Raw genomic sequence first — 12,854 nt, forward strand, 5'->3', positions numbered from 1 at the left:
ACCGTTTTTCAGTTTGTTTAATCGCTTGGATTAACCAATACTTTGTTTTTCTTTTATTTCAGCGAGTGTTTTACAATCGATACATAAGTCGGCAGTAGGGCGAGCCTCTAAACGACGAATACCAATTTCTACACCACAAGATTCACAAAAACCAAAGTCATCTTCTTCGATTTTCTTTAATGTTTTAGAAATTTTCTTAATTAAACGACGTTCGCGATCGCGAGCTCGTAATTCTAAGCTAAATTCTTCTTCTTGTGTTGCACGGTCAACAGGATCAGGGAAATTAGATGCTTCATCTTTCATGTGATCAACAGTACGGTCAACTTCTTCACGTAATTGAGTTGTCCAAGCCGTAAGAATATTAGTAAAGTGTTCACGTTGCGCTTTACCCATATACTCTTCGCCAGCTTTTTCTTGATATGGCTCTACTCCAGCAATTGCTAAAATACCGAGTGTTTTTTTGCTTTTAATAGCAGGCATAAATTTTCCTTCTTCCGATGCTGAATAAAATCTTTAAACGCATCAAAACGGTGATAAATATAAACAATAGGTCGAACAAACTTTGCTAACATAGAGGCATCAGTTTTTTTTCGGCGCTATCTATAGCAAGCATTGTTTGTAAAGTCAAATAAAGTATTACTAATTGTAAACTTATGATCTTGTTTTTGTGCTATATATTGTGTTTTCAACAATCTTGTTTTATTCACTGTATTTCTTTTATCTATTTATTTTTTAAGGGTTGTTGCATCAATGTTATCTATTCAAGCTGTGTTACCTGAGCTTAAACAACAACTTTCACTTTGTTCACAGGTTATTCTTCAAGCACCTCCTGGGGCCGGGAAATCGACTTACTTACCGTTAATGCTATTAAAGGAAAAATGGTTTACTGGTAAAGTGATTATGTTGGAGCCGAGAAGGTTAGCGGCTCGTAATATTGCACATTATCTCGCCAAACAATTAGGGCAACCTGTTGGACAACAAATTGGTTATCGTTTACGAGGTGAAGCTAAAGTAAGTGCAGAAACACAATTAGAAATTGTCACGGAAGGCATATTAATTCGTTTACTGCAAAATGATCCTGAATTAACTGGGATTGATTTAGTTATTTTTGATGAGTTTCATGAACGTAATTTACAAGCAGATTTAGGTTTAGCGTTATGTTTAGATACACAAGCCAGTTTGCGTGAAAACTTATCTTTATTGATTATGTCTGCCACTTTAGACAACCAATCTCTCCAACAACACCTTCCTGACGCTGCTTATGTGAGCTGTGATGGGAGAAGCTTCCCGATTGATTATATTTATCAGCCAGTACTTGGCCGTGGACTGAGTTCGGATAAGCATAAGGCATTAGTCTCTTTAGTGGAAACTGCTTATCAGCAACAAAAAGGCAATATATTAGTCTTTGTGGCAGGAGTTAGAGATATTTTACAATGTTGTCGTGATTTACAACAATGGATTAATACACATAACCTACCTGTCTTGTTAGCCCCTCTCTATGGAAAGCTCAGTTTAGATGAACAGCAATTAGCGATTCAATCTCCGCCGACCAATAAACGAAAAATTGTTGTTTCTACCAATATTGCAGAAACCAGTTTAACCATTGATGGCATTACTATTGTGGTTGATTCTGGTGTTGAAAATATTTTTCAATTTCAAGCTCAAACAGGCTTTGGGAAATTAAAAAGTCAAACGATCAGCGAAGCCAGTGCTATTCAACGAGCTGGACGAGCAGGGCGATTAAGTGCAGGCACTTGTTACCGTTTATGGGCTAAAGATAAACGGCTAGCAGCACAGAGCGAAGTGCCTATTTTGCAAAGTGAGTTAACGTCATTAATGTTAGAAATATGTGCCTGGGGCGTGACTGAACCGGGTCAACTGCCTTTTTTAACTCAGCCTCATGAAAAAAATGTACAAGTCGCCAAACAATTATTACAAAGTATTGATGCCATTGATGAACGCGGCCGTTGTACTGCACATGGTGAAAAAATCATTGAGTTCGCCGTTACACCGCGGTTAGGACACATGGTGATCAAAGCGCAGACCTTAGCAAAAACAGTAGACGAGCCGAATTTGGTTGCTTTAGCTTGCTTATTAACTGCTTTTTTAGAAGGTAATGAAAAAAGTAGTGATGATATTATTGCCGAGCTCAATTCAGTTTCATACTCAGTAAAAACACAATATCAGGCACTATTAAGAAAATGTAAAGTCAAAGCACCAAATGTTTTACCTTTGCAATATTGTGGATTGTTATTAGCTATCGCGTTTCCTGACAGAATTGCTTTAAGTCGTGGCAATAGTCAACAACATGATTATTTACTCAGTAACGGGGCAGGGGCATGTTTAGCCAACCATTCAATGTTGCTCAATGAAAAAATGCTGGTGGTCGCTGATTTAGGGCTTTCAGAACAAAAATCAAATAGTCTTATTTTTAAAGCGTGTGCGATTGATTTAGAAGAGATCAAAAAGCACCTTCCACATTATATACAATCTATCGATTACCTTTGTTGGTCATTAAAAGAAAATAAGTTAATCGCCGAACAACGGACAATGCTGGGTAAAATAACCCTTAATAAAGCACCATTAGCTAAAGTCAGTAAACAACAAAAACTGAAAGCTTTGTTAAATGGGTTGCGTCAAGCAGGTTTGTCGATGTTGTATTGGAGTGAAGCGAATACGGCATTACTAACTCGCTTGCGTTACGCCTCTTTACAATATGACCAAGCAGGGGTTATCGATTCAGTTGATTACAATGAAAGCATATTATTGGCCGAACTAGAAGTGTGGTTAGCGCCTTTTTGTATCGGCATGACACAACCGGAACAATTTAAAAAAATTGATTTAAAAGCCGCATTATTATCACGCCTTAATTGGCAGCAGCAACAAAAATTTGAGACGCATTTTCCATTAACGATTATTGTGCCAACAGGTTCGGCAATAAAATTAACCTATCGAGAACAACAAAACCCATTATTGTCAGTTAAGATGCAGGAATTATATGGGCAAGCTCAAACCCCTTGTATTTTTGATGGGCGAATCAGTATTCAATTAGCCTTGTTATCGCCTGCCATGAAACCATTGCAAGTGACACAGAATTTAAGTTCATTTTGGTCTGGTGCATATAAAGAAGTACAAAAAGAGATGAAAGGGCGCTATCCCAAACACTTTTGGCCTGATGATCCAGCAAACGCAATGGCGACGCGCAAAACAAAAAAACATTTATCCAAATGATGATATGAAAACCTAAACAACGTAGGATCGGTTCTTCGCTATGCTAACTCTCGTTTCAAAAAGCTAGCGTTATAATAATCTACCTTTCAATCTCTATCTTTTAAAAAATTGAGTTAAATAAACCTGTTATGGCAAAAGCACCTAAAAAAGAAAGTACTAAAGCGGCTCCTAAACCTAAAGAAAGCACTAAAAAAAGTGCCGCTAAAAATCCGAAAACAGTACGTAAAACGACAGATGACAAAGTAAAAAAAGTAAAAAAAACCAATAAGAAATCCAATAAAAAAACCTTAAAACAACGTGTTTTAAGGTCAATCTGGTCGTTTATTTGGAAAGCAAGTTTAGCGTTTATTGCCTTTATTGTTATTTCAGGCATTTATTTCGATAAAAAAATATCTAATCGTTTAGATGGTTCTACTTGGACATTGCCTGCCACTTTGTATGCTCGTCCATTATCATTAGAGGTTGGTCTACCATTAACTAGAAGTGCGTTGGTGAGCGAGCTTAAATTGCTTAATTACCGTGCGGTAAGGTCAATTGAAAGTGCTGGACAATTTGCTGTTAAAGGCGATGAAGTCATTATCTATCGTCGTGCTTTTAATTTTCCTGAACGATCTGAACCTGCTGCATTAGTACGAGTTAACTTTGACGCACAAGGGGTTAGTGCTTTAAAAAATCAACAGCAAGTTAATATCACCCGGTTTCGTTTAGAGCCGCTATTGTTAGACAGGCTTAATAGCAAACAAATTCAAGACAGAGTTTTTGTTCCATTTGAGAAAATTCCTGACTTGTTTGTTAATACCTTAATTTTAATGGAAGATCGTGATTTTTATCATCATCAAGGTGTCTCTCCTTTTGCCATTTTAAGAGCGTTTATTGTTAATTTTAAAGCAGGTCATACGGTGCAAGGGGGCAGTACTTTAACGCAGCAACTTGCGAAAAACCTCTTTTTAACGCAAGAACGAAGCTTATGGCGTAAGTTTCAAGAAGCTTATATGGCGGTATTGATTGACCATAAATACAGTAAAGACAAAATATTAGAAGCTTACTTGAATGAGGTTTATCTTGCGCAGAATGGTGCGACAGGCATTTATGGTATTAGTTTAGCGAGTAGCTTTTATTTTGCTCGTCCTATTGATGAGTTGCGCATCGAGCAAATAGCATTAATGGTCGCGATTATAAAAGGACCTTCTTACTACAATCCTCGTCGTAATCCTAAGCGTGCCCTAGCTCGTAGAGACCTAGTGTTGCGCCTGATGCTTGAGCATCATTATATTAGTACAGCACAATATCGAATTGCAGTGAAAAGCGATCTTAATCTAAGTAATGTTAAAGCATTGAATAATCGTGCAAATCCCGCGTTTGTGAGCTTGTTGAATCGAGAGTTAACCAGTAATGTGCCTGCCAGTATTCGTAAACAAAGTGGGTTATCAATATTTACGTCGATCTCTCCTCTTGCACAAAAGAATGCTGAGACGGCCATTCAAAATGGTATTGCCAAAGTACAGAAAAAAGATCAGCATGACTTACAAGGTGCCATGGTGATCACCGATCGTCAATATGCAGAAATTCGTGCATTAGTGTCCGGCAAAAATGTTAAATTTAGTGGTTTTAATCGTGCCTTAGATGCAAGTCGACCAATCGGTTCTTTAGTTAAACCTGCTGTCTATTTAACGGCATTGGATAACGGATACAAGTTATCAGATATATTAAACGATAAAGAAATAGTGCTTAAAAATAGTACTGGTCAACGCTGGAGACCTAAGAACTACGACCGAAAATTTCGTGGTGAAGTAACTTTAGAACAAGCGCTTGTTAAATCCTTAAATGTCCCGACGGTTAATTTAGGGATGAAAATCGGTTTAGATAATGTCATCGATAGTTTGCATAAAATGGGCGTAGATGAAAAAATACGTGCTTACCCGTCATTGGTGTTAGGCAGTGTCTCCTTATCGCCATTTCAAGTGGCGCAGATGTATCAACCGATCGGCATGCGTGGAGTGTACAAACCTTTAACCATGATCCGTACTATCGTATCAAGTGATGGGGTTGCTTTATATCAGCGTAGCCCTGCTGCACGTCAAATATTCTCACCCGACTCAGTCTCACAGGTCTCTACGGCTTTACATAAAGTGACAACGGAAGGGACTGCTCGTAGTTTACGCTGGCGTAATCCTGGGCAATATTTTGCAGGTAAAACGGGGACGACCAATAATCTGAATGATAGTTGGTTCGTCGGTTTTGATTCTGATGAAGTCGTGACCACTTGGGTCGGGAAAGATAATAATAAAAGTGCAGAATTAACCGGTAGTAGTGGCGCATTGGTTTTATTCTCCGGTTACATGAAAGAAAAAATAGGAAAATAGCGTGCAGCAATTAGCATCCATTAATAATTTTGAACAACTTGAACATATTTTTATGGAGAACAAAAGTTGGGATAAACAATATCGATTAATTATTCAACTGGGTAAGTTATTAGACAGTTTACCTGAATCGTTAAAAAGTGAAGCTAACCAAGTAAAAGGCTGTGAAAGTTTAGCGTGGTTAGTGATTTCAGAGAAAAATGGTCATTATGACTTTGCCATGGACAGCGATACTCGCGTTGTAAAAGGATTAATGAAAATCGTCTCATTGATTTTTCAAGGTAAAACAAAACAACAGATTGAGCAAATAGATTGCAATGAACTATTTGACCGATTAGGACTACTAAGTCATTTAAGCCCATCCCGTGCGAATGGGCTATTTGCGATTATTCATCACATTAAAGGAGTCAATCACATTGACTAATATTAGATTCTTTATCATCTTTGCTAGCTTATTTTTACTGTTAACAAAGCCTGTTTTTGCCATAACAACGGTAGATAAAACGGTAAACGAAAACACTATTTCAGCGCAGTCAGAAGCGACTGTGACAAGCATTGAAACGAGCCCTAAAAGAGACGAAGCCTCTTTTGTAAAAGAAAACCCTAATCAACAATTTATTTACGCCGTTAACTATAAAGGCATTTCAATCGGTGAGATGAAGCAAGAATACCGTTGGAAGGGCAAAGATGTCGCGGTGAACTCTGTCGCTGATTTTTCTTTTTTACTATTTTCATTTGGCGGTAGTCAACAATCTGATATTTACTGGAATGAATTACAGCAACTATTTTTAAGTCGTTCTTTTTATCGTGAAAGCATCGGGTTTAGTACGGTGGATATGACGGCTAAATTTGACGAGACAGGGCATCATTCACAAATTGTTAATAATGGTGATAAATCCGAATACACTAGTGAAGAAGGGCCGATAGTTGATTTTAATACTATTAACTTACAAATCAGTGAAGGTTTAAAAGTAGGTCAAACTGACTTTGAGTTTTATATGCAAACGTCTGATGATATTGCACATTACTTTTTCCAAGTAAAAGGGAAAGAGATGATTAAAACCAAGTTTGGTGAAGTTGAAGCTTATCGTGTGCAACAGGTAAGAAAAAAAGATCGTACTTTTATTGCGTGGTTTGCTCCTCGATTTGACCATCAAATGGTTAAGTTTGAATATGAAAGAAAAGTGTTAGATATTAATGGTGAATTAATTAAATATAACACTGAATTTTAAGGCTATTACACGTGAATAAAAAACTGAACACCGTTAAAAGTGGCAAAATAGAGAAAGGTGCGATACATCCGCGCAACAAGCATATAGGGCAATATAACTTTCCGGCTTTAATTGTTGCATGTCCAGAGTTAGCGCCTTATGTCATTAATAACCCTAGGGGTGACCTTTCTATTAACTTTAGTGACGCTCAGTCTGTGTTGCTATTAAACAAAGCGTTATTAGCACACTTTTATAATATTAGTTTTTGGCAAATACCGCCTGGTTATCTCTGTCCACCGATCCCCGGACGTGTTGATTATATTCATTATATTGCTGACTTATTAAGTGAGTCATTAAATGGCAACATACTAAGGGGAAGCCAAATTAAAGGGCTTGATATTGGTTGTGGTGCAAACTGTATTTATCCTATTTTAGGCAGTCGTAGCTATGACTGGTCTTTTGTGGGAAGCGATATTGATGCGATAGCAGTAAAAACAGCTTCACTATTAGTGAGTGCAAATAAAAATATCAGTAAAAAAATAATTATTCGTCAGCAAAAAAACGCAGAACATATATTGTCAGGCATAGTAAAACAAGGTGATCGCTTTGCTTTTACTATGTGCAATCCTCCATTTCATGCTTCGATGGAGGAAGCTTCTGTAGGGAGTTTGTTAAAGCAAAAGAATCTCAGTAAAAATTCTAAAATGAACAATATTGTTAATAATAATGCCTCAACTCCTACTTTAAATTTTGCAGGGCAAGCACATGAACTTAGTTGTGCTGGTGGAGAAATTGCTTTTGTTAAGCAAATGGTAATCGAGAGCTTATTAGTTAAAGATAACGTTTGTTGGTTTACTTGCTTACTGTCTAAGAGCGAAAATGTGAGCCCACTTAAAAAATTATTAGAAAAGCAAAATGTACAGCAAGTAAAAATAATTGAAATGTCGCAAGGCCACAAAATCAGTCGCTTTATTGCATGGACTTATTTAGATGTTGAACAGCAAAAATCATTTTTTGCTTAAAACTTAAATTTGAAATAGGAAGCAGTAACAAATCCTGACTAAGTTTAATGAGCTGGGTTTAATGAACTGAGTTTAATGAATTAAGTTTAATGACTAGGTTATAAGAAGTGTTTTATTACTTTTCACATTATCCAGAAAGGACGACCATGTTAGCTGTTATTTTAGAGTTTGATGTTATCGAAGGAATGGAAGATGAGTTTCGTGAAGCATGGATAGCGACAACAGAGTTAATTCATCAAAATTTTGGCAGCCTAGGTTCAAGGCTACATGAACCTAAAAATGGCAAGTTTATCGCCTATGCTCAATGGCCAAGTTTAAGCATCTATGAAAATGAACATGATTGGCCTGAGAGTACAAAGAGTCCCAGAGAAAAAATGAGGTCGACACTTAAGATAGGTAAACCTACTGTTTTACATAAGTTAAATGTTGCAGTCGATTTATTAAAGCCTACGCCTTATAAAACCATCACCTCATAAAGTTATCGTCATTATGAATGGTTGCTTGATTTACCCGTTTAGCTTTGTAATGACTTAAAATGCTAAAGCAGCACTTTCAGAGCAGATAATAGAGACAAAAAAGCCGAACAAATATTGTTCGGCTTTTTTAATGGTTAAGTACTTAGTGCTAACTTAACCGAATCATTCTTTTCTAATAAAGCTTAACGTTCACCGATAGGCAATATAGTACGACCGTATTGTTCGTTAATCACTTCAGCCATTGCTAAGTAAATTGCGCTTAGACCACAAATGATACCTTCGTATCCTGCAATATGACCGATCAGTTCATTACCCGTAAAGTCACGAATAGCAAGTAAGAAGAATAATACGGTTAAGCTACCAAAGATAAACTGAAGTACACGGTTACCGCGTAATGTACCAATAAACATAAAGGCGGTGAAAATGCCCCACATCACTAAGTACCATGCCATAAATGCATGAGGAGTTGCTTGAGTAGGGCCTTCTTCAAGACCTAACTGTGGAAATAACAATAACGCAACGAGGCTTATCCAGAAAAAACCATATGAAGTGAATGCTGTTAATCCAAAAGTATTACCTTTTTTGAATTCTAAGATCCCAGCGATAACTTGTGCGATGCCGCCGTAGCATAAACCCATTGCAAGAATCATTGCACTAATTGGGAAAAAGCCAGCGTTGTGGATGTTTAATAGTACGGTTGTCATTCCAAAACCCATAAGACCTAACGGGGCTGGATTGGCGTAATTAATTGATTGTGACACGTCATTTACCTTTTTGTATTATTTATTAAATTAAAATCGCGCGCACGATACCATGCAGTCATTTTTTGTAAAGGGAATCCGCATTCCCTGTTATTTTTAGTCAATTTAAAGTATTAAATTAAAAAAAATACAGCAATAAATTAAAAAAAATGATCTATATATTGTTTTTTAGGAAAAAATGAAAATTAATTGTTTGTACATTTTAAAGCATTGGTGCAAAGTTAACGTTTGTATAGATTTTATTAATTCATTTAACAAATAACAAACTAGGTACAATACATAATGAACCCGCTAAATTATAATGAAACTTGCTAATGACAGTACCTACACTATCAATAAGAAACTTACATAAATCCTTCGCTGATAATCAAGTATTAAAAGGGATAGACTTAGAAGCTCACCAAGGTGACGTTATTTCTATCCTTGGTGCATCAGGCTCTGGTAAAAGTACTTTATTACGTTGTGTTAATTTATTAGAAACACCTACTTCCGGCGATATTTTAGTTAATGGTGAATTAATTAAAATGAAACAGGATAAAAAAAGGGGAGCCATTCCTGAATCGAACAAACAAGTTGAACGAATTCGCAGTCGCTTAGCGATGGTTTTTCAAAGCTTTAACTTGTGGTCTCATTTATCTGTACTTGAAAACGTCATTGAAGCGCCTGTTCATGTGCTTGGTGTGCCAAAAAAAGAAGCGATTGTTAAAGCGGAAGCTTTGTTACAACGTGTTGGCTTATATGAACGTAAAGATTATTACCCTGGTCAGCTTTCTGGCGGGCAGCAGCAACGAGTTGCCATTGCGCGTGCATTGGCAGTTGAACCTGAAGTGATGTTGTTTGATGAACCCACTTCGGCACTCGATCCTGAGTTGGTCGGTGAAGTACTAACAGTAATGCGAGACTTAGCTGAAGAAGGGCGTACGATGCTGGTGGTCACTCATGAAATGGCCTTTGCCAGAGACGTATCAAATAAAGTATTATTTTTACATCAAGGTTTAGTAGAAGAACAAGGGAAACCGGAAGATATTTTTACAAACCCCTCTTCAGAACGTTTTAAACAATTTATATCAACCGTTTATTAAATCATTTATATTAAAAAACATTGCTGTATTTATACCGAGATTTTCATAATAAGGTATACAGCAGGTTGAATAACAATTTACACGATCATTTATATTTTAATTAAAATAGCTATTTATCATAAAATAAGGAAATACCATGAAAAAACTTAGCCTACTAATCGCGTTATTTGCATTTTCATTTAATATTGCACATGCAAAAGAATGGAAAGAAATACGTATCGGTGTTGAAGGTGCATACCCTCCATTCAGTAAAACAGAAGAAGACGGTAGTATTACTGGTTTCGATATTGATATCGCGAATGCATTATGTGCTGAGTTAGAAGCTAAATGTACATTAGTTAAACAAGATTGGGATGGTATCATTCCTGCACTATTAGGTCGTAAATTTGACGCTATTATCGCAACAATGGATATTACTGAAGAGCGTCAAAAGAAAGTAGCATTCACTAAAAAATACCAACATATTCCAGCTCGTTTTGTGGCTAAAAAAGGCGTGACATACGAAGCAACTGAAGCGTTTATGGAAGGTAAAAAAATTGGTGTTCAACGTGCAACAACAATGGATTTATACATCTCTGATAACTTCCCTTCTGCAAAAATCAAACGTTACGGTTCTGCTGATGAAGCATACTTAGATTTAAAAGCAGGTCGTCTTGATTATGTGATGGCTGACTCTGCAGCTATTGCTGATGGTCTATTAGCTAAAGATGGTGGTGATAAGTTTGAATTTGTTGGTCCTAAATTAAACGATCCTAAATGGTTTGGTTACGGTGCTGGTATTGCAATTCGTAAGCAGGATAAAGACTTAGCTGCGCAATTAAACAAAGCGATTGATGCAATCCGTGCTGACGGTACTTACAAAACAATTCAAGATAAATACTTCACTTTCGATGTATACGGTCAAGAATAAACGTCGTTATTGTTAATTTGATTAACAAGCCTCGTTGAAACAGAAAGGGTGAAACAACTTTTAATTGTCTTTATAGGTTGTTTCACCCTTTTTTATTATGCCTAATAAATTGCTATAACAGGCATTAATTAAAAAGAAGTTTATATGTTTTCTTTATATGGTTACCAAGATATTTTTTTAGAAGGGGCATGGTTAACACTGCAAGTGGCCTTGTTATCTTTAATACTTTCTGTCGCGCTGGGATTGTTAGCTGCCTTAGCTAAGTTATCTCATTCAACAATTTTGACTAGCATCGCGACGCTATACACGACGATTATTCGTGGTATCCCTGATTTAATCTTAATGTTATTAATCTTTTTTGGTGGGCAATTGCTGATCAATGATATGAGCTATAACCTTAATGAATGGTTAAATGAAACGATCACTGGTTATTATCCTCACCATGAGTGGACCGCTTATTTACCTGAATACATTGATATTAGCCCTTATTTTGCTGGTATCATCACCATTGGTTTTATTTTTGGTGCCTATATGGCGGAAACCTTTCGAGGTGCAATTTTATCCGTTGATAAAGGCCAATTAGAAGCCGCTACTGCCTACGGCATGAATAAATATAAACGTTTTTATCGCGTTATGTTCCCACAAATGATGCGCCATGCATTGCCAGGCTTGGGTAATAATTGGTTAGTGTTATTAAAAACCACGGCATTAGTGTCGATTATAGGTTTGCAAGATATGGTAAAGATCGCCGGTGATGCATCGGGATCAACACAAAAACCATTTACCTTTTACTTGGTTGTTGCATTAGTTTTCTTATTTTATACCGCTGTTTCTACTACTGCTCTTAAATGGGCAGAGCGTAAATACAGCATACAGACGAGGTAAAGATGGATTTTTCAATTATTCTTAATGAATACCAATTTTACCTAGAAGGGTTATGGACAACAACCTGGTTAGTAGCACTGTCTTTATTGATCGGTTTAGTGATTGCATTACCAACAGGTGTGTTACGTAGCCATCCAAATTGGTTAATTAAGGGGCCTATTTGGGCTTACATGTACTTCTTTCGTGGTTCGCCATTATTGGTACAATTATTCTTAATTTACTACGGTGTGGCACAGTTTGATTCATTACGTGAAAGCTGGTTATGGTATTACTTCCAGGAAGCTTGGTTCTGTGCCTTATTAGCCTTTTCATTGAACACTGGTGCTTATACTGCTGAAATCGTACGAGGTGTTATTAGTACAATGCCTAAAGGTGAATTAGAAGCTGCAAAAGCTTATGGGATGAGTCGCTGGAAAATATTGAGACGCATAACATTACCTAATTCATTAAGACGTGCTTTGCCTGCCTACAGTAATGAAATTATTTTTATGATACACGGTAGTGCTATTGCGGGGGTTGTTACCATTGTCGATATTACCGGTGCTGCTAGAGTGGTTAATGCGCGATATTATGCACCTTTTGAAGCTTATTTAGCTGCGGGGCTTTTGTATATGTGTTTAACTTTCTCTGTTATTTACCTGTTTAAATTATGGGAAAAAAGCTACCAACATCAATAACCTATAATTAATGGTAAACAGAATAAAAGGTTACCAACGATAATCAAGATGCTGTTAGTTTTATCGTAGCATCTTGATTAATAAGATATTTAGATCATGAAAACTAACTTATTACTTCTTGAATTTAAGTACAGATAACTTATCTATTAAGCTGCTTATTAGTTAACCTCAATTCTGCTTAAGGAATTGAACTAAATGCCCACCTAGTGATCAGATCTTTCGACTAAGAACGATTTGAA

The 12,854-nt window shown here is 36.7% G+C and carries 12 protein-coding genes; 10 read left to right on the plus strand and 2 right to left on the minus strand.

Features of this window, described 5'->3' with window-relative positions:
* Positions 1 to 30 precede the first annotated feature (30 nt).
* Entirely contained in the window at positions 31 to 480 is a 450-nt protein-coding gene (gene dksA, locus Q0794_RS16845; protein ID WP_298943842.1) for an RNA polymerase-binding protein DksA, read from the minus strand.
* 270 nt (positions 481 to 750) lie between these two features.
* Between dksA and hrpB the strand changes: the two genes are divergently transcribed.
* From hrpB to Q0794_RS16875, 6 genes are all read left to right on the plus strand, one after another.
* Complete coding sequence (gene hrpB, locus Q0794_RS16850) at positions 751 to 3,231, plus strand: ATP-dependent helicase HrpB (RefSeq protein WP_298943844.1); 2,481 nt, start codon at positions 751 to 753, stop codon at positions 3,229 to 3,231.
* A 128-nt stretch (positions 3,232 to 3,359) separates the two neighbouring features.
* A complete protein-coding gene (gene mrcB, locus Q0794_RS16855; RefSeq protein WP_298943845.1) occupies positions 3,360 to 5,594 on the plus strand; it encodes a penicillin-binding protein 1B in 2,235 nt (744 codons plus the stop codon).
* Position 5,595: 1 nt separating this feature from the next.
* On the plus strand, positions 5,596 to 6,015 hold the full coding sequence (locus Q0794_RS16860) for a SufE family protein (protein ID WP_298943847.1): 420 nt from the start codon (positions 5,596 to 5,598) through the stop codon (positions 6,013 to 6,015).
* Entirely contained in the window at positions 6,008 to 6,823 is an 816-nt protein-coding gene (locus tag Q0794_RS16865; RefSeq protein WP_298943849.1) for a DUF3108 domain-containing protein, read from the plus strand. The genes Q0794_RS16860 and Q0794_RS16865 overlap by 8 nt, the downstream gene beginning before the upstream one ends.
* Positions 6,824 to 6,834: 11 nt before the next feature.
* Positions 6,835 to 7,824: a 23S rRNA (adenine(1618)-N(6))-methyltransferase RlmF gene (gene rlmF / locus Q0794_RS16870; protein WP_298943851.1), complete on the plus strand. Its 990-nt coding sequence runs from the start codon at positions 6,835 to 6,837 to the stop codon at positions 7,822 to 7,824.
* A 146-nt stretch (positions 7,825 to 7,970) separates the two neighbouring features.
* A complete protein-coding gene (locus Q0794_RS16875; RefSeq protein WP_298943853.1) occupies positions 7,971 to 8,300 on the plus strand; it encodes an antibiotic biosynthesis monooxygenase in 330 nt (109 codons plus the stop codon).
* Positions 8,301 to 8,482: 182 nt separating this feature from the next.
* On the opposite strand, the gene satP is transcribed toward Q0794_RS16875, so the two are convergent.
* Positions 8,483 to 9,061 (minus strand): acetate uptake transporter, encoded by a 579-nt coding sequence (gene satP, locus Q0794_RS16880; protein ID WP_025562614.1) that lies wholly within the window; start codon positions 9,059 to 9,061, stop codon positions 8,483 to 8,485.
* 314 nt (positions 9,062 to 9,375) lie between these two features.
* Between satP and Q0794_RS16885 the strand changes: the two genes are divergently transcribed.
* From Q0794_RS16885 to Q0794_RS16900, 4 genes are all read left to right on the plus strand, one after another.
* Positions 9,376 to 10,143, plus strand: a complete 768-nt coding sequence (locus Q0794_RS16885) for an ABC transporter ATP-binding protein (protein ID WP_298943856.1) — start codon at positions 9,376 to 9,378, stop codon at positions 10,141 to 10,143.
* Positions 10,144 to 10,279: 136 nt separating this feature from the next.
* Entirely contained in the window at positions 10,280 to 11,053 is a 774-nt protein-coding gene (locus Q0794_RS16890; protein ID WP_298943858.1) for an ABC transporter substrate-binding protein, read from the plus strand.
* Positions 11,054 to 11,197: 144 nt separating this feature from the next.
* Positions 11,198 to 11,938, plus strand: a complete 741-nt coding sequence (locus Q0794_RS16895; RefSeq protein ID WP_298943860.1) for an ABC transporter permease — start codon at positions 11,198 to 11,200, stop codon at positions 11,936 to 11,938.
* Positions 11,939 to 11,940: 2 nt separating this feature from the next.
* Positions 11,941 to 12,615, plus strand: coding sequence for an ABC transporter permease (locus Q0794_RS16900; RefSeq protein WP_298943862.1), 675 nt, complete (start codon positions 11,941 to 11,943; stop codon positions 12,613 to 12,615).
* Positions 12,616 to 12,854: the final 239 nt, after the last annotated feature.

It is taken from the genome of uncultured Psychromonas sp. (genome assembly GCF_947489755.1).
In the GTDB taxonomy this organism is placed as follows: domain Bacteria; phylum Pseudomonadota; class Gammaproteobacteria; order Enterobacterales; family Psychromonadaceae; genus Psychromonas.